Source organism: Tepidibacillus sp. HK-1, from assembly GCF_001748485.2.
GTDB classification, from domain to species: Bacteria; Bacillota; Bacilli; order Tepidibacillales; family Tepidibacillaceae; genus Tepidibacillus_B; species Tepidibacillus_B infernus.
Map to the genome: position 1 here is coordinate 127521 of NZ_BDGM02000005.1, position 18168 is coordinate 145688.

Annotated in this window: 16 protein-coding genes; 5 read left to right on the forward strand and 11 right to left on the reverse strand. The window is 36.0% G+C overall.

The features are described from left to right. Positions 1–95: 95 nt before the first annotated feature. Positions 96–1661 carry a sigma-54 interaction domain-containing protein gene (locus BEN26_RS03965; protein WP_069798945.1) on the reverse strand — a complete coding sequence of 522 codons (1566 nt, stop codon included), beginning with the start codon at positions 1659–1661 and terminating at the stop codon, positions 96–98. Between the two features lie 220 nt (positions 1662–1881). On the opposite strand from BEN26_RS03965, the gene BEN26_RS03970 reads away from it, so the two are divergent. Beyond that, the gene (locus tag BEN26_RS03970) at positions 1882–2811 is read left to right on the forward strand and encodes a proline dehydrogenase family protein (protein ID WP_068722280.1); all 930 of its coding nucleotides are present in this window, start codon (positions 1882–1884) and stop codon (positions 2809–2811) included. A gap of 227 nt (positions 2812–3038) precedes the next feature. Here the strand turns inward: BEN26_RS03970 and BEN26_RS03975 are convergent, their stop codons facing one another. After that, positions 3039–4079, reverse strand: coding sequence for a CamS family sex pheromone protein (locus tag BEN26_RS03975; RefSeq protein ID WP_069798943.1), 1041 nt, complete (start codon positions 4077–4079; stop codon positions 3039–3041). 124 nt (positions 4080–4203) lie between these two features. Here BEN26_RS03975 and ytvI point away from each other — a divergent pair, with 124 nt between their 5' ends. Then, positions 4204–5268, forward strand: coding sequence for a sporulation integral membrane protein YtvI (gene ytvI / locus BEN26_RS03980; protein WP_069798941.1), 1065 nt, complete (start codon positions 4204–4206; stop codon positions 5266–5268). Positions 5269–5467: 199 nt separating this feature from the next. Here ytvI and BEN26_RS03985 read toward each other — a convergent pair whose 3' ends face one another. The 3 genes from BEN26_RS03985 to pcrA form a co-directional block, all read right to left on the reverse strand. Continuing rightward, positions 5468–6079: a DedA family protein gene (locus BEN26_RS03985; protein WP_069798939.1), complete on the reverse strand. Its 612-nt coding sequence runs from the start codon at positions 6077–6079 to the stop codon at positions 5468–5470. A gap of 61 nt (positions 6080–6140) precedes the next feature. Beyond that, the gene (gene ligA / locus BEN26_RS03990; RefSeq protein WP_069798937.1) at positions 6141–8177 is read right to left on the reverse strand and encodes an NAD-dependent DNA ligase LigA; all 2037 of its coding nucleotides are present in this window, start codon (positions 8175–8177) and stop codon (positions 6141–6143) included. Positions 8178–8193: 16 nt separating this feature from the next. Beyond that, positions 8194–10371, reverse strand: coding sequence for a DNA helicase PcrA (gene pcrA / locus BEN26_RS03995; protein ID WP_084818783.1), 2178 nt, complete (start codon positions 10369–10371; stop codon positions 8194–8196). Positions 10372–10570: 199 nt separating this feature from the next. Here pcrA and BEN26_RS04000 point away from each other — a divergent pair, with 199 nt between their 5' ends. Beyond that, complete coding sequence (locus BEN26_RS04000) at positions 10571–11167, forward strand: YitT family protein (protein WP_255421852.1); 597 nt, start codon at positions 10571–10573, stop codon at positions 11165–11167. 244 nt (positions 11168–11411) lie between these two features. Here the strand turns inward: BEN26_RS04000 and BEN26_RS04005 are convergent, their stop codons facing one another. After that, the gene (locus BEN26_RS04005) at positions 11412–11984 is read right to left on the reverse strand and encodes a hypothetical protein (protein ID WP_069798933.1); all 573 of its coding nucleotides are present in this window, start codon (positions 11982–11984) and stop codon (positions 11412–11414) included. A gap of 351 nt (positions 11985–12335) precedes the next feature. On the opposite strand from BEN26_RS04005, the gene BEN26_RS04010 reads away from it, so the two are divergent. After that, positions 12336–12842, forward strand: coding sequence for a DUF6147 family protein (locus tag BEN26_RS04010; RefSeq protein WP_069798931.1), 507 nt, complete (start codon positions 12336–12338; stop codon positions 12840–12842). A gap of 48 nt (positions 12843–12890) precedes the next feature. Here the strand turns inward: BEN26_RS04010 and BEN26_RS04015 are convergent, their stop codons facing one another. The 4 genes from BEN26_RS04015 to BEN26_RS04030 form a co-directional block, all read right to left on the reverse strand. Then, positions 12891–13658: a DUF4367 domain-containing protein gene (locus tag BEN26_RS04015; protein WP_069798929.1), complete on the reverse strand. Its 768-nt coding sequence runs from the start codon at positions 13656–13658 to the stop codon at positions 12891–12893. Further along, complete coding sequence (locus BEN26_RS04020; RefSeq protein WP_084818782.1) at positions 13655–14224, reverse strand: RNA polymerase sigma factor; 570 nt, start codon at positions 14222–14224, stop codon at positions 13655–13657. Before BEN26_RS04020 ends, BEN26_RS04015 begins: the two co-directional genes overlap by 4 nt. A gap of 347 nt (positions 14225–14571) precedes the next feature. Beyond that, entirely contained in the window at positions 14572–14832 is a 261-nt protein-coding gene (locus tag BEN26_RS04025; protein ID WP_181482183.1) for a hypothetical protein, read from the reverse strand. A gap of 298 nt (positions 14833–15130) precedes the next feature. Further along, positions 15131–15904 carry a Cof-type HAD-IIB family hydrolase gene (locus tag BEN26_RS04030; RefSeq protein ID WP_069798924.1) on the reverse strand — a complete coding sequence of 258 codons (774 nt, stop codon included), beginning with the start codon at positions 15902–15904 and terminating at the stop codon, positions 15131–15133. A gap of 182 nt (positions 15905–16086) precedes the next feature. Here BEN26_RS04030 and BEN26_RS04035 point away from each other — a divergent pair, with 182 nt between their 5' ends. Continuing rightward, a complete protein-coding gene (locus tag BEN26_RS04035) occupies positions 16087–16386 on the forward strand; it encodes an MTH1187 family thiamine-binding protein (protein WP_068722258.1) in 300 nt (99 codons plus the stop codon). 78 nt (positions 16387–16464) lie between these two features. Here the strand turns inward: BEN26_RS04035 and thiC are convergent, their stop codons facing one another. Beyond that, a complete protein-coding gene (gene thiC / locus BEN26_RS04040; RefSeq protein WP_068722257.1) occupies positions 16465–18165 on the reverse strand; it encodes a phosphomethylpyrimidine synthase ThiC in 1701 nt (566 codons plus the stop codon). Positions 18166–18168 lie beyond the last annotated feature (3 nt).

The window sequence follows — 18168 nt, forward strand, 5'->3', positions numbered from 1 at the left end:
AATGTTTTTCACAAATTTGATTAGATTCTCACTCCCCCCTTTTCATTAAAAATCATATTTTCTCATATATTTTATATGCAAAAATAATGCCAAGTTTAATCAATCCCATACTTTTTCATTTTATTGTATAGGGTTGCGCGTGAAATCCCTAACATCTTAGCAGCTGCACTTTTGTTACGATAGGTCGTTTGTAAGGCTTGGCGTATTTTCCATTCTTCCTGTTTTGCTTCATCTAGTGTTGAATCTAGTAATTGCTTTTTAGTAACGGAAACCCCTTTTTTAAGAATATGATGTAAATGGTAAGGTTCAATTCTCTCCTCTTCACCCGCTAAAATAATTAAACGCTCTGCAACATTCCGAAGCTGTCGAATATTCCCGCGCCATTCATCATGTAAAAAGATCGACATTACCTTTGCGGAGATTTTAGGTACATTGGTATCATATTTAAAGGAAAATTCCTTTAAAAAGAGTGTTAATAGATCAGGGATGTCCTCTGCTCTTTCCCGTAATGGTGGGATATATAATGAAATGACATTTAAACGATAATATAAATCCTCCCTAAACTTACCTGTAGCTACCATTTCCTCCAAATTGCGATTGGTTGCAGTGATAATCCGCACATCTACAGGGATTGCTGTATTTCCACCTAGACGGTAAAATTGTTTTTCTTGTAAAACACGTAAAAGCTTAACCTGTAAATCTAGTGGTAACTCCCCAACCTCATCTAAAAATAGCGTTCCTCCTTTGGCAAGGTCAATTTTCCCTTTTTTGCCTTCCTTTATTGCCCCTGTAAAGGCACCTTTTTCATAGCCAAACAGCTCACTTTCAAATAGTGAAGCTGGGATTGCCCCACAGTTTATGGCTACGAAAGGAAGGTCTGCTCGCCTACTTCCTTTATGAATCGCTTCAGCAAATAACTCCTTTCCTACTCCACTTTCTCCAGTGATCAATACAGTGGCATCTGTTTTTGCTACTTTTTTTGCTATAGCAATGGTTTCTTTAATCACATGGCTTTTCCCTTTAATCTTTCCAAACGGATCGACTGAGTAATTCTTTTCATATTTATTTTCTAAATCATGAATATATGCTTTAGTCGTTGACAACTCCTCGTTTAAGCGTACGACATCACTAATGTCCCGTTCTACCGATATTCCGCCTATTAACCTACCTTCCATATAAACAGGGGTAGCATTGATTAGAACATGAACATTGGGAATAGGCTGGTTATATTTGTGCTTGATTTTTAAACCCTTATTGAGGGTTTGCTTTAAAACAACTGCATCTTCTTGGAAAAACTTCGTAATTGGCTGTCCTAAAACCTCCTGTGTTTTAAAACCATAAAACTGCTCAGAGGCTGTATTCCAGGTAACAATATCCCCATTAGCATTTACCCCTGTAACCGCATCACTAATCGATAAAAGCAGTGCTTCATAATAGGCTAGGGTCATCTTCCAAGCTTGAAAAAGTGTTAAAACCAAGCGTTGAAAAGGAATCCAAGCAATGATTTCCCCATCTTGCTCTAAGCCAATATCTTTTCCCTCTTCTAGCTGATTTAAATCTGCTAGAGTTGCCTCGTAGGGAAAAAGATTCAAGTTTTTCATCTTTTTTGTTTTATCCCATGGTTCTGCGATATCTTTTAGCTTTAACACTTGCTGAAGCATGACTCCCACTCCCGTTATACAATTTTGTTAATATTATTTATATTTTAAACAATATTGTAAAAATCGACTAGACACTTATACAAAAAATTTTGTCTATTGATTATTTTTATTCTCTTTGGAAAATTGGCATAAAAATTGCTTAAAAATTGCTTATTGAATAGTTAAATCATTTTTAGCCGCATAGAAAGAAAAATCGTAAAAAAAAGTGAGGTAGAGGAATATGGCCTTTGAACAATTAGGTCGTAAAGTTGTTTTAGGGATAGCAAGCAATAAAGCAGTCACCAATGTGGTTACAAAGCATGGTATGAGAATGGGGGCAAAGCGCTTTATCGCTGGAGAGAGCTTAGAGCAAGCTGTAGAAATGGTCAAACAGTTAAATAAGGAAGGACTTCTAGTTACCTTAGACCATGTGGGAGAAAGCGTATCCACAAAGGATGAAGCGATACAAGCAACCGATGAGGCGATCCGAATTTTTGAAATGATCGAACAACATCAATTACAATCCAATGTTTCTGTCAAACTCACCCAGCTTGGGTTAAGTATTGACCATGATTTTTGTTATCAAAATATGGACCGAATTGTAGCCGCAGCTAAAGAACGTAACAATTTTGTCAGAATCGATATCGAAGACTCTCCAGTCGTTGACATTACGATAGATATTTTTAAACGTGTATTAGCCAAATACGGCAAGGAACATGTAGGCTTAGTCGTTCAATCTTACCTTTATCGAACAGAAAAAGACGTAGAAGGGCTAGGAAAATTAGGGGCAAGCCTTCGCATCGTTAAAGGCGCCTATAAGGAACCTAAGGAAGTTGCTTTCCCGCTAAAGAGAGACGTAGATGCCAATTATAATAAAATCGTGGCCCTCCATTTAAAAAATGGCCATTATACAGCTGTTGCTACTCATGATGAAAAAATTATTCAGGAGACAAAACGCTTTGTCAAAGAAAATAACATTTCCAATGATCAATTTGAATTTCAAATGTTATATGGGGTTCGTAATGGGTTACAACGTGAATTAGTAAAAGAAGGGTATAAAGTAAGAGTATATACCCCTTATGGAAAGCATTGGTATCCTTACTTCTCAAGACGTATTGCCGAAAGACCTGCTAATGGGCTATTCATTCTAAAAAGTTTGTTTAAATCATAAAGAATTGTATATTCCAACGCACTCCGTTGTCCGTGCATTTCTTTGAATAAAACATTAGGTAAGAAATACACTCCCAAAAGTCGTTACTTATGAAATATAAAAATCCACCAAATACTTAAGAGGAAGACTTTTGCGGGGTTCCTTACTTTGAAATGATAGTCGTGCAAAAAAGAACGTACCTTATTTTTTAAGGATACGTTCTTTTTGTTATTCATTATTTTGTAGGATTAATCCCTATAAATATGGACAAAGTCATCACCATTTGCTTGCCTAATATAAATCGCCTTTGGTTGGTCGATCGTTTGAACATAAAGGTTGATTTGACTGTCTGTGGGGAAATATTTAGAAATCAATGCAATTGCAAATTGGGTAAATTGAATCACTTCAACGGTAGAGTCAAACTCAGTATTTACATTGATTGTCAATTCAATTAAGTTACCATTTACAAATCTGGCCAAGCCAGTTAGCCCTGCAAATCCTGGGAGATACTCATTTAACTGATCTTTTAACTGGTTAAAGCCAAGAGATATATCGCCTTCACTACCATTATATGAACTTCCTTTTGCAGGTAGGAAAAGATAAGACTCTTCTATATTTGTCCAATCATCTATACTATTTTCCTTTTCTTTTACTTCTCCTTTTAAGATAAAAGTTCCAGGGAGTTTCATATCAAATTCTTCAGCTTTCACAATCCCAAACAAAATAGAAGGATCTGTTACTTTCTTCCGTACCATGGACAAGATTTTATTTGCAATTTCTTTCGATCTCTCTCTAATCTGATCATCGGTATAGGACTTTATCGTTTCTCCTTCCTGATAAACAGAGGACACGAATAATCCAACCACAACCCCGCCATAAGTTCCATCTTCATGTAAGTAATCATGTTCAACGACAGAATAAAGAAAATCTTGGTATTGATCTAGAATCGGTTCAATCTCATTCATCGTTAAAACTTGTCCTTCTTGAAAAACAAATTCGCTAGGATCGTATTCATTTTTTGCTATTTCAATTAAACCTAGTTCGAATTTGTTGGAATCTAGACGTCTAGGAAGTTCCTTTAACATTCCAGCAATTGGACTTGGCTTATATGGCAAAACACCACGGTAATATTCTTCGTTTACCTTTACGTCTGGCGCAATAATAGAAGTAGGTTCCATCGCTTCATTCTGTTTTTGACTATTTTCAAGTGGTTGCCAAATGGAACAACCGCTAAAGATAAACGTAAAAGAAAATAAAAGGATAAATAACCTTTTCCTCTTAAATCGCATGAAAAAGCCTCCTTATCTATGTTGCAGACTACCTTTGTCCATTTTATCACTGATAACAAGTGTTTGCATCTATCAAAATTTTTCTATACAATGAATCTCAAAGGGATAGAGAAAGGGATTGTTCATGAAGCATTATGCGGTAAAAGTTCTAATTACAATCGGTATCATTATTGGTATTTTATTGATACCTTTGGTCTTTTATTATGTTTTTCCACATTTTATTCCGTTTATCTTTGCTTATCTATTTGCATTGATGTTAGAACCCATTAACCTCTGGTTAATGAAAATGACAAAACTAAAACGAAGCATTGCTGTTAACATTACTTATTTCCTCTTTTTGGGTACTTTTTCCTGGTTAGTTTATATGATTGTTACACGGATCAGCATTGAAATGGTGAATTTGATTCAATATATCCAAAAGAATATTCCGAATATCCAGCTTTGGTTCTTCCATATATATCGACAAACGCAAGATGTGATTCAGATGCTCCCTACTGAAGTATCAACGCAGATTAACCAATCTTTTACTCAATTTATCAACGATTTAGCCAACATGGACCTATTATCTACGATAGGAACTCAAACCTATAATATTACAACAGCGATACCAAACTACTTTATTACACTGATTCTCTTTTTTGTTTCTCTCTTCTTAATTAGTTTAAATCTTCCTTATATAAATCGGAAGTTTTTTAGCTATTTTAAAAAAGAATCAAAAGCAAAGTTAGAGATTATTTTAAAAGATATCCGAGTTGCAACCTTTGGTTTCTTACATGCACAAGTCATTCTTAGTTCGATTACTTATATCATCAGCTTAATTGGATTAGTTCTATTAAATGTAGGCTACGCTTCTGCGATCGCTTTGTTGATTGTTGTGGTCGATATTTTACCGATTCTAGGTACTGGTTCTGTACTTATGCCATGGGCTATTTTTTCAATTACAAAAGGAAATACCCTTTTAGGAATCGGATTAATTGTTCTCTTTATCGTGATTACTGTGGTACGACGAGTAATCGAACCAAAAATATTAGGAGAAAGAATTGGATTGGATCCATTAACCACATTAATTAGTATTTGGGTAGGATTTAAAGTACTAGGTATCCTTGGTGTTTTCCTAGGTCCATTATTGTTGATTCTTTATAAGGCATTAGTCAAAGCAAAAGTGATTCGTTATCGGCTTAAAATATAACAATACCCATAAGGGGACTCATAAATAAAAAAGGTTTGTATATTCCATCGCGCTCCGTCATCCGTGCCCTTCTATGAATAAAGATTACGGAGAGAAGGGCACTTCTGAAGGCACACAAAGTGTACAAGTCGTGCTACACAGCTAAAGCTGCTAGTCACGCTATGTCGCAGCTTATGGAATATTCAAACCCTTTTATACTCTAATTTACTTTTCCTTGTTTTCTATATCTTTTAACATAATAGATTAAACCAATACCTATGAAAAGAATTAGAAAAATGATAGCTACCCATGAGCTAAACACTTGAACCATTTGCTCCCAACGATTCGCTACTATATAGCCAAAAGCTAACCATGTCGTCGTCCAAAAAACAAAGCCTAACAAACTATAGACGAAGAATACTGGCCAGCTCATTCGACCAATTCCCGCCATATAGGAGGAAATGGTCCGAACTCCTGGGAGATGTCTGCCTAAGACCAGTACCCAGACACCAAAACGTCTAGATAATCTCATCGTCATTTTGATATGACGCCTTTTTAGGAAAAGATATTTCCCATATCGGAACAATAGGCCGATACCATATGTCCTCCCTAAATAAAAAGCGATCCAGGAACCTATCCATGAACCAAGTGAAGCAGTAGCCACAAGGAGCAGGAAGGGATAATCACCCCGTTGGGATAAAAAACCAAAAAAGGCCATTGTGGTTTCTCCCGGAAAGGGAACTCCCATCCCCTCAAGAAATAGCCCTACCCCTAATCCAGGGATTCCAATGGTACGAAAAATGATGATGATCCAATCCCATAATTGCTCCATGTTTACACCTCGATAGTTCTATATTCCGCTATTTTGAAAAATTGTTTTGATCAGTTGTTTTTTACAATGCTGCCCCATCATCCGTGCCTTTCTGTAAATGAAATAATAGGTCTTCTTCTGTTAATACTGTTATTCCTAACTCTTGGGCTTTTGTCAGCTTTGAACCTGCTTTTTCACCTGCGATCACGAAGTCTGTCTTCTTCGTCACACTATTTGTCACTTTTGCCCCAAGAGCTTCTAACTTTTCAGCTGCTTCTTGTCTCGTCATTTGTTCTAAAGTACCTGTAAGGACAACCGTTTTGCCGTAGAAAATAGAATCTGTTGTCGCTGTAGATTCTTCTAATCTTGGGCCTTTATATGTCATATTCAAACCTTGTTCTTTTAAACGTTGGATCGTTTCTTGTACTTCAGCAGAGCGGAAGAAGGTTACGATACTATCTGCCATTTTAGGGCCTATTTCATCAATAGCCATTAGTTCTTCTTCAGATGCCTTAGCTAAATCATCCATCGTTCCATATTTTTGCGCCAAAACCTTTGCCGCTTTTGCCCCTACTAACCGGATGCCTAAACCAAATAAAAGCTTCTCTAATGAGTTTTCTTTACTTTTTTCAATCGCTTCTAGCAGATTCTGCACAGACTTTTCACCCATTCTTTCTAATGGGAGTAAATCTTCTTTTTTAAGCGTATATAAATCTGCCACACTGTGAACCAGTCCCTGTTCAAATAGTTGAGCAACTACTTTTTCTCCTAATCCTTCAATATTCATTGCATCTCTAGAAACAAAATGAATAATTCCTTCTAGAATTTGCGCAGGACATTTTGGGTTGATACACCTTAAAGCAACTTCTCCTTCTAGGCGTATCAAGTCACTTTCACAAGCTGGACACTGGGTTGGCATATGATAAGGTTGTTCTTTACCTGTTCGCCTTTCAGGGAGAACGGCTACAACTTCAGGAATGATATCTCCTGCCTTTTTCACAATGACATGATCGCCAAGCATGATCCCCTTTTCGCGTATCATATCTTCATTATGCAAGGATGCTCTTTTCACAGTGGTTCCAGCAACGTTTACCGGCTTTAATATCGCAGTAGGCGTAATGACTCCTGTTCTTCCAACACTCACTTCTATCGCTTCTAGTACGGTAACCACTTCTTCCGCAGGAAACTTATAAGCTATCGCCCATCTTGGACTTTTGGCGGTAAAACCAAGGCGTTGTTGCAATTCATAAGAATCCACCTTAATCACCATTCCGTCTATTTCATAGGGAAGATGTGGCCTTTTTTCGGTCCAACCCTGAATAAACTGGATAACCTCCTCCATCGTAGAAAATAGGCGTCGTTCGGGGTTCACTTTTAAACCAAGCTGTTCTAAAAAATTTAATCCTTCACTATGGGATTTTAATTCGATTCCTTCGATCGACCCAATTCCGTAAAGAAAAAGATCTAATGCTCTTTCTGCAGCTACTTTAGGATCTAATTGTCTTAAAGAACCCGCTGCGGCATTCCGAGGATTAGCAAAAAGAGGCTCGCCAGTTTGTTCCCGTTGCTTGTTGATTCGTTGAAATTCTTTTTTTGGTAGATACGCTTCTCCTCTTACTTCGATGGTAACGGGATCCTTTAATCTTAAAGGTAAGGAGCGAATCGTTTTTAAGTTTTGTGTAATATCCTCACCAATCGTACCGTCTCCTCGTGTTGCTCCACGCACAAACAAGCCATTTTCATAGGTTAGAGAAACAGCAAGGCCATCAATTTTAAGCTCAACCATGTAATTCACTTGCTCTCCACCTACTGCTTGGCGTACACGACGATCAAATTCATAAAGGTCTTGTTCATTAAAAGCATTACCTAAAGATAACAATGGAATGCGATGTTCAACCTTTTGAAATTGATCAAGTGGTACTCCCCCTACTCTTTGTGTAGGTGAATCAGGGGTGATCAAATCTGGATACTCTGCTTCAATGGCGATCAATTCCTGCATCAATTGATCATACTCTTGGTCTGTAATTGTAGGCTGATCTTGGACATAGTAACGATAACTATGTTCATTGATCGTTTTGCGTAATTCCTCGATTCGTTTGTTTGCTTGCTGCTTGTCCATCTTTAATTCTTCCTTCCTACTCCACTTTTTCAATAGGTGCAAACCTGGCTAACAGCTTTTTAATACCGATTGGGGTTGGAAAAGCAATTTGCAATTCCAAATCTTCACGTTCCCCTTTTACCGTAACAACTGTTCCAATCCCCCACTTAGTATGTTTCACTTTATCCCCTACTTGCCAATCCGAACGAGGTTCAGGTCTTTTTTGCATCTCGGGCATAGTCGCCCTTTGCATAGGTCGGGTAGGTTGTGACCTTTCGCGTAAATCCTCTAAGACGTCCTCAGGTATCTCTTTAATAAAACGTGAAGGTGGATTTATTTGTGTTCTACCAAATAGCATCCGTGAACCAGCATGGGTCAGATATAATTCTTGTTCTGCCCGTGTAATTCCAACATAGGCTAGTCTTCGCTCTTCTTCCATTTCGTCCTCTTCCATTAACGCCCGATTATGAGGGAAAATGCCTTCTTCCATTCCTGCCAAGAAGACAACAGGAAATTCAAGTCCCTTCGCACTATGAAGGGTCATCATCGTAACACCTTTCTCTGCTTCAGCTTCATCCATTTGATCTACATCACTCACAAGTGCAATTTCTGTTAAGAAGGTCACTAATGATTTATCTTCACTTTTATTTTCAAATTCTAATGTGACAGAGAGTAATTCTTCAATATTTTCCAAGCGACTTTCTGCTTCCAGAGTTTTTTCTTTCTTTAATTCTTCACGGTAGCCTGTTTTCTCAATCACCTGTTCTGTTAATTCTGAGACCCCAAGATAATCTACCATTTGACTAAATTGAGAAATGATCCCTGCAAATTCGCTCACCTTATTGGCTGCTTTTGCACTTAAACCGATAAAATCGACAACTTGAATAGCAGCAAACATCGATATGCCTTGAGATGCAGCATATTCTGCAATTTTATCTACTGTTGCAGCTCCAATCCCCCGTTTAGGGACATTGATCACTCTACGTAAACTAATATCATCATCTGGATTGACGATTAAGCGAAGATACGCCATGATATCCTTGATTTCTTTGCGATCATAGAACTTGGTACCGCCAACCATTTTATAAGGAATATTCGATTTGATAAAAATTTCCTCAATCACACGAGTTTGGGCATTTGTCCGATATAGGACAGCAAAATCATGATACTGTTTTCCTTTGTCAATACCATCTTGAATCACTTTGGCAATAAAATAGGCTTCATCATGTTCATTCATCGCTTCGTAAAGCGTAATTTTTTCTCCTTGAGGGTTCTCTGTCCAAAGATTTTTCTCTTTACGCTGAAAATTATTTTTAATGACCTCATTGGCTGCACGCAGAATATTCTTCGTTGAACGGTAATTTTGTTCCAGTTTTATCACTTGAGCATTAGGAAAATCCTTTTCAAAGTTTAGGATATTTTGAATATCTGCTCCACGCCATTTGTAAATCGATTGGTCTGTATCTCCAACGACACAGATATTTTGATAATGGTCTGCTAACATTTGTACTAATAGGTATTGTGCACGGTTTGTATCTTGATACTCATCAATATGAATATATTTAAATTTATTTTGATAAAAAGCTAATACTTCCGGTACTTGTTGAAATAATTGAACCGTTACCATGATCAAATCATCAAAATCTAAAGAGTGATTCGCCTTTAGCCTTGCTTGATACTTCTCATAAACGGCAAGTACCTTTTGCATAAAAAAGTCGTTCGCTATTTTGGCAAAAGCCTCTGGTGATTTCAGTTCATTCTTCGCTTGACTAATGGTGGCTTGAATCGCCTTTGGTTCAAACTTTTTGTTATCGATATTCAGTTCATTCATAATCTGTTTGATCACGTTCAACTGATCTGATGCATCTAAAATCGAGAAATTATTAGAATAGCCAAGTCGTTGAATATCTTTACGTAAAATACGGACACACATCGAATGGAAGGTAGAGATCCAAATGTCTTCTGCCTGTGGTCCCACTAATCGTGCAACGCGATCCTTCATTTCTCTTGCAGCTTTATTGGTAAAGGTAATCGCTAAGATACTCCATGGTGCAATCCCTTTATATAGTAAATGAGCAATACGATGGGTCAAAACCTTTGTTTTGCCACTTCCTGCTCCAGCTAGGATCAATAATGGTCCATTGATTGTTTCAACCGCTTTTTGTTGTTGTGGATTTAACCCTTTAAAAATATCATTACCTATCATTTGTTCCATTTTCTCCACCCTTTATCGCACGTTTGTTCGTTTTCCGGTTTCTCTACCAAATTATATCGAATCCGTCCCCTTGATTCAATAAGAAGGCAGGATTCAGAAAGTTTTTTTCAGAGTGGGACAATGGTTTTTCGTTTCTATGAATTTTAACAAGCATACAAAAATATACATAAAGAGATGGACAAAATAGGGGATGAATAAAGTGCAGCTCTTTTCTAAAGCAATTGCGATCCTATTAGGTAGTTTGATCCTTGCGGTAGGAATCAACTTTTTCCTTGTTCCTTTTCATTTATTAGATGGGGGAATGATTGGGATTGCATTGATTGTCAATTATTTGTCAGGAGTGAAGGTGGGCTTAACTATTATTTTATTAAGCATTCCAATATATCTATTGGCTTGGTTTAAATATCGATCATTTTTCTATCATAGTATTCATGGGATGCTCATCTCTTCTTTATTTATCGATGTTTTACGTCCGTATCAATACTATTTTTTGTATTATATAGAACTTGATCCATTAAGCAGTTCGATTATAGGTGGGCTCTTTGTCGGAACGGGAATTGGCATCATGCTCCGATTTAAAACAAGTACAGGCGGCACAGATCTATTAGCCCAATATTTGTCTACAATTCTTCCTATTAACGTTGGCTTGATCATTTTTATGATTGATGCGATCGTGATCTACTTAGGCGGGGTTTTGATTTCGAAGGAAACCTTAATTCTCTCCTTTATTACGATCATGGCAGTCGGTGTGGCCACATCTCTTTTAACCTGGAAGCAAAAGAAGGTGGTAAAATAAGAAATCCTGATATTCGTGAAAACAATGAAAACAATTAAAACCATAGAAATATTATTTTAAATGTTATTTACAATAGTCAATGAACCAATTTTCTAATTCTGTCGTTCCTTGCCTTCCAAGACTTCCTAATAGAACTAAAATTACAAAAGCAGGTAGAACAATGAATGTAAATATTGTATATATTCGGACGAAATATCTTTCAACCAAAGTTATAATCGCAACAATCAAAGTGACCAATATAAAACTATAGTAAACTACCCAAAACCAAGTAGGAAGTGTCGACCCCATTTAGATCATCTCCATCTAATACAAAAAAGTCAGCAATAACATTTATCTTATCATTTGCAATAGCAATTTCTCTCAAAACTCCACTAAGTCGTTTTTCTTTAATAATATTATTGTTTTTGATATTTATTTTCGTTAATAGTCCAGAATCTATTGAAGTGTTATGGATAACATATAAAAAATTATCTTTTACAACCAACTTAATTGGCAGTTTTTTTGTTTTTATATAGCGTTTATTCCCGGTTTTCATGTTAAACTCTAATATTTTATTCCCAGGTTCCGATGGTATTCCTGTAACAGGTACGTATAAATTCTCTTTATAAATCTTTTCTTTTTGTAAGCCACCAATATCGAGATTGATTTCTTCTACAACATCCCAATTTTGCGAAAATAGAACTATTTTACTTTTATTGTAAAGATTAGATGTAAAGATTACTCCATATTTAAATGATAATATGTTATTGTTGGACTGTTGTGTACATCCTAGGCTAACTATAAGTAGCCCTATTATCATTAATTTCAATTTTATCATGCAGCATGACCACCAGCCCATGCACTCGAGCTACTACTAGCAGTGTCTAACGTCACTAGAAACATTCCAGGTCTTGAATAGTAACCAGCTTGTATTGAAACGTCTCCAGAAACCTTTGAATCCCCATAATATTTGGAAACTTCACGAGATTTCCATTGCTTTTTAATGATTCAATTTGCATTTTTTCCTGTTTTATCTCTGTCAGCTGTTTTTTAGTTTGGTGATGATTTTACTAGGTAGACGTCAACAATGAAAAAATAGTTCCCATTTTAAAAATATTATTAAAAATCGGGAACGATTTTTCTTTTTATTACGTCTATCTAATGAAAAAATCTCTAGGAGGTATACAAGGTGAAACAACTAAAAAAAGTCGGTATTTTATTACTAACTGCATGGATGATTTCTGGTGTTTTTTTTACTGATACTAGTTTAGCTGCAGATAAAACCCAGGTTCCTTCAGCACCAACGGAAGGGACCCCGTCTAAAAATTCTAATTTTGGTTCTATGGAAGAAAGTATTGAGATTCAGTCCACACAGTATATAAAAAGCTGGAATACAAACATTAATAATTTATCTGTCAATATCGTAAATGTTAGTGGTTTTACTGATTCTTACTCAACATTAGAGACAATTTCAGTTGACCTTTATTTACAATATTGGGATTCAGGACAAGGGAAATGGGTTGACTTAGTGCACGTAGGGGAATTTAAACAATCAAACACATCTCATGTTGCAGGCACTGATGACGTAGCAGTTTCTAGCGGGTTTTATTACCGAACAAGAGGAATTCATTACATTATTGAAAACGGAACGGTGGAGGAAACAAGTTCAGTATCTACATACATTTATTTAAAATAATAACTAGAGGGCATTTTTTTGATGCCCTCTTTTTCTTGACCCTATCTTTCAGATAGACTTAGCTATTTCTAACATTTCATGATCTGATAATTGACTTTCTATTAAAAATTGAACGTCTTGATAAACCCAAATTATTTTTTTTGTCCCATCTTTAAATGTAAACATTGTTCCCTTTATTCCATTGATATTAACCTCTTTTATAACAGTGTCTTCATTATCTACTCCAAATGAATAACCCATTTGGTCTTTAACGAAAATTTCCTGTATAGAAAATGTTTGTTGTTCATTTTTATAATGAAGTTTGATCTCATTGCTTTTTCGATCACCCACTCTGATCACAGAAACATAGCTAAGTTCAAATCCGGGGGGAACTTTTTTAGGAACATTGATTGTGAAACCATCAATCATTTTTTGTGCTTCTGTTAGACTCATATCTTCCACTTTTATTTGTTTATTTAAAACCTGAGCCTCTGGCTTCGGTCCATTACTGTTTGAGGAAATTGGCTGCCCAATTTTCCCTGTTAAATCGGTAATCGTACCTTGAGCCTTTAAAAAGAATTTTGAAATCCAATCAAATGCCGATGCATTCGGAGATTGATAAAAGAACACAACAAGTATAAAAACACTAATAATTACAACACTAATACGCTTCATTCGTTTCTGAAACTTTAAGGAATTGCTATTTTGAGAATACAGCATATGGCGTATGTTTTCCCATGTTTCTTCTTTTGAAACCAGGGGTGGCGGACTTTTTTCTAATTCCTCCTCAAGGATTTCCTTTATTAAGTGATCAATATTTATGTCTTTTTTCTTCATAAGGAATCACCATCCATGGTATCTGAGCTTAACAAAAGAGATTTTAATTTGTTTTTTGCCCGGTAGATTCTAGATTTAACCGTACCAATATTCTCTCCAAGTATTTTCGCAATTTCTTGCTCTTTTAAATCATGTCCATATTTTAAAATAATGACTGCACGAAAATTAGTCGGTAACTCGTTAATAACGGATCGAAGATTTTCTTTTAACCATTCCTGCTCCATCTCAGATTCAACAGAACTAGATGAAGTTTGTTGGAAAATTTCATCTTCTAACAAGGAATTCTCCATTGGAATTCCGCTTGATCTTTTTTGCTTACGAATCAAATCAACAGCAGTTCGTGTAGCAATTACAGATAACCATGCACCGATACTTTCATCATTCTTGAGTTGATCCATATGGTTATATGCTTTAAGAAAAGTTTCTTGCAAGACATCCTGAGCGAGATAGTGATCTTTGGTAATGAAATATGCTTTACGATACACTTGGTCATGAAACTTTTCAAATAAAATACGTTTAGTCTCTTCATCATTCTTCTGAATTTTTGCCATTACAGATTTTAACACTTTGGCCTTCTCTCCCCAACACGAAACAACTATATAACAAAATATTTCATATTATTTAGCTTTTTCCACTATCCATGGAAAAGTTTGGAGACTCTTTTTATAATATAGACTCAACAAACTTGATAATCGTTGCGAAAAAAATTAAATTTTTTTGAAATTAAGAGGAAAGACCCATATTTTTGAGGAATTTAGACAGAACAGTTGATTAAGTAGTATTTTAGCCCTGTGTATATAAGTTCTACAGGGCTAATAGAGACATCTAAATAAATTTATATGGGGATATACGTAAAGTTCCTTATTTTTTAATTCGTTCAAGCATCTTCAAAAAATATACAAACACAAAAGACTTATTTGTTATCATTTATTTTAATTTTTTGTTTTTCTGCTTCTACTTGTTTTATTCTGCTTTCTTCTAGAATTCTCATAAAATCTGCTACGGGTATATTGATCTTTTCACCATTTTCATTTAATCTTGTTACTTCTTTTATTTCTCCGGTTTTTACCTCTTCCTTATTAGGTTCAAATTCCTTATGATTAAAATCATTCGTGAATATTAAGGAAAAAATAATCCAGCTAACAATTAAAAGACCTATATAAAAACTCTTCAACATATTCACCCCAACTAAGTCTAAAATGATTTCAGAAAGCAGGGGATTTCCCATGCTTTACTTCATCACAATAAATAGCTATTTCCTATTAAGTCATAGGAGTTCTTTATCTATTACGTATCCATTGAAGTTACTCCTGTTGTTTTCAATAATATTGACGATGCGAATTTAAAAATAGTTCCTTAAATTTTTAAAAATTTAAAAATCAAACAAAAAAGCTTGTAGACTAATCTTATAAAAGACTTTATCTACAAGCTGAAAATGATGATAAGATCTTCATCTGAAAATCAATAACTGACTAAATCAATTGTAATTGCTTTAAGCCAAAGCGGATTCCACCTTCATCTACATGTTTTGTAGTGAATTTGGCAAATGGTTTTACTTCTTCATGAGCATTTCCCATGGCCACACCTGCTCCTACGAAGGACAGCATTTCTCGATCATTCAAACCATCACCAAAGGCTACAGCCTCTGAAGGATTGATGTCTAGTTGACGAAGGAACATCTCAATTCCCTTTGCTTTAGATCCACCTTTTGGAATCACATCCATTGAATATTGGTGCCAACGAACAAAATGAAAATGAGGATAATGATCGTGATAGTACTTTTCCTCATCTGCTTCACAATAAAGTAATGCTTGGTAAATCGTTTCTTCCTGCCAATATTGTTGACGACATTTTGGCGGGGTTAGCTTAAGAGAATGAAAGGACTGAATCACATGTAGATCTTGATCCACATTCGCAAAAAAATCCTTGTGACTTAGAAAAACCATCGTATGCTTTCTACGTTTTGCCTCCTGTTCAAGCAAGGCTAGGTCTTCTTGGCGAAATGGATGATGATAGATGACTTCCCCTTTATATACCACGTAAGAACCATTAAAAGAGACAAATGAATCGATTCCTAGTTCTTCTCTTATCTTTGTAAAATGAAATGGCGCTCTACCTGTCGCAATGGCCACTTCGATTCCTCGTTCTTTTAAACGCTTAATCGCCTCTTTGGTATCGTTTGGAATCTGCTTTTCTTCATTCACTAATGTTCCGTCTATATCAAAAAATACGATTTTATAAGACATCTGATACACTCCTATTATTTTTAATTATCTGCCTAAATATAATCAATCATTTTACATAAAGAAATTATAACACATGATCTTTAAAGAAAATTGCTACACAAAAATAAAATTTTTTGTATAAATTTTGTTTTTATAAACATTCTATGGATGTATCCCTAATCTTAGTTAAGGAGTGATCATACGTGCCTTTACTTGAAATTAGTGTAGTTCCTGTTGGTACAAATACACCTAGTTTTAGTTCTCACGTTTCTCATGCTGTTCAACTCATTGAACAGAAAGGATTAAAGTATCAGGTTATGCCTACAGCAACGATTATTGAAGGAGATCTAAACCAATTAATGGAGATCGCAAAAGAAATTCATCAAGATGCACTTTCCAATGGAGTAAGTCGTGTTATCACCAATATGAGTATTGATGATCGAACAGATAAGACTATAAACATGACTCATCAAGTCGAAGTCGTTCAACAATCTTTACATTGACGTTAAAAAACGAAAAAGAAGATGCCATTTTTGTATAGGGCACCTTCTTTTTTACTATAGACAGTTGGTTGATCCAATTTATAAATAAATCTTCTTTCCATTTTCTCTAAATTCTTCTGCTTTTTCTTTTAATCCTTCATCAATCGCCTTTTCTAATGAGAGATCTTTATTTTTTGCGTATTCTCGAATGTCCTGGGTAATTCGCATACTACAGAATTTTGGTCCACACATCGAGCAAAAATGTACTGTTTTTGCTGATTCAGCAGGAAGGGTTTCGTCATGATATTCCATTGCCCGTTCCGGATCAAGGGATAGATTAAACTGATCATACCAACGGAATTCAAAACGTGCTTTGGAAAGTGCATCATCTCTTATTTGTGCACCCGGGTGTCCTTTTGCTAAATCTGCTGCATGAGCAGCGATCTTATATGCAATAACCCCTTCTCGTACATCTTGTTTGTTAGGCAGCCCAAGGTGTTCTTTTGGTGTAACATAGCAAAGCATGGCTGTACCAAACCAAGCGATCATAGCTGCGCCAATAGCTGAAGTAATATGATCATAACCTGGTGCAATATCAGTTGTAAGTGGTCCTAATGTATAAAATGGAGCTTCGTGACAAACTTCAAGCTGACGTTCTACATTTTCTTTAATTTTATGCATAGGAACATGTCCCGGTCCTTCGATCATCACTTGAACATCATGCTCCCAAGCAATCTTTGTCAGTTCACCAAGGGTTTGTAACTCAGCAAATTGAGCTTCATCATTAGCGTCTGCAATTGAGCCTGGACGTAAACCATCACCAAGGGATAAGGCTACATCATAAGTTTTCACTATTTTACAAATCTCTTCAAAATGAGTATAGAGAAAATTTTCTTCATGGTGGGCAAGACACCAAGCAGCCATGATCGATCCACCCCGAGAAACAATCCCTGTTACACGTTTTGCTGTCATAGGAATATAACGTAACAAAACGCCTGCATGAATGGTGAAATAATCTACTCCTTGTTCTGCTTGCTCAATTAATGTCTCTCGAAATATTTCCCAAGTTAAGTCTTCAGCTTTTCCATTCACTTTTTCAAGTGCTTGGTAGATAGGAACAGTCCCAATAGGAACTGGGGAATTACGAAGAATCCACTCACGCGTCTCATGAATATTTTGACCTGTGGAGAGATCCATCACCGTATCTGCTCCCCAATGGATTGCCCATGTCATTTTTTCTACTTCTTCTTTGATGGAAGATGAGACAGCAGAGTTGCCAATATTCGCATTGATTTTTACATGGAAATTACGGCCAATGATCATCGGTTCACTTTCTGGGTGGTTAATATTTGCAGGAATAATGGCACGTCCACTTGCAACTTCTTGCCGTACAAATTCAGGTGAAACATTTTCACGAATCGAAACAAATTCCATTTCTGGGGTAATCACTCCCTGACGAGCATAATGCAATTGAGTAACGTTCCTTCCTGGTTTTGCACGCAAATGGTTGCGATCTTCGTATTCTTCCACATCACCGCGTTCTAAAATCCATTGACGACGAACTTTAGGTAACCCTTGTTGAATATCTACTACAAATGATGGATCAGTGTAAGGACCACTTGTGTCATATACACGGACAGGAAGGTTTTTTTCTTTACCATACGACTCTGATGAAGGGGATAATTCTATTTGCCGCATAGGAACCCTAATATCAGGTCTAGAGCCTTGAACATAGACTTTTTTACTCCCTGGAAAAGAAGACATAGAAACAGAAATTTGCTGGTTTGTATTACTTGACATATT

Bases quoted from the DNA above. Each gene is read 5' to 3' on its own strand.
- BEN26_RS03965 (WP_069798945.1), bottom strand. From the start codon at position 1,661: ATGCTTCAGCAAGTGTTAAAGCTAAAAGATATCGCAGAACCATGGGAT.
- BEN26_RS03970 (WP_068722280.1), top strand. From the start codon at position 1,882: ATGGCCTTTGAACAATTAGGTCGTAAAGTTGTTTTAGGGATAGCAAGC.
- BEN26_RS03975 (WP_069798943.1), bottom strand. From the start codon at position 4,079: ATGCGATTTAAGAGGAAAAGGTTATTTATCCTTTTATTTTCTTTTACG.
- ytvI (WP_069798941.1), top strand. From the start codon at position 4,204: ATGAAGCATTATGCGGTAAAAGTTCTAATTACAATCGGTATCATTATT.
- BEN26_RS03985 (WP_069798939.1), bottom strand. From the start codon at position 6,079: ATGGAGCAATTATGGGATTGGATCATCATCATTTTTCGTACCATTGGA.
- ligA (WP_069798937.1), bottom strand. From the start codon at position 8,177: ATGGACAAGCAGCAAGCAAACAAACGAATCGAGGAATTACGCAAAACG.
- pcrA (WP_084818783.1), bottom strand. From the start codon at position 10,371: ATGGAACAAATGATAGGTAATGATATTTTTAAAGGGTTAAATCCACAA.
- BEN26_RS04005 (WP_069798933.1), bottom strand. From the start codon at position 11,984: ATGATAAAATTGAAATTAATGATAATAGGGCTACTTATAGTTAGCCTA.
- BEN26_RS04015 (WP_069798929.1), bottom strand. From the start codon at position 13,658: ATGAAGAAAAAAGACATAAATATTGATCACTTAATAAAGGAAATCCTT.
- BEN26_RS04030 (WP_069798924.1), bottom strand. From the start codon at position 15,904: ATGTCTTATAAAATCGTATTTTTTGATATAGACGGAACATTAGTGAAT.
- thiC (WP_068722257.1), bottom strand. From the start codon at position 18,165: ATGTCAAGTAATACAAACCAGCAAATTTCTGTTTCTATGTCTTCTTTT.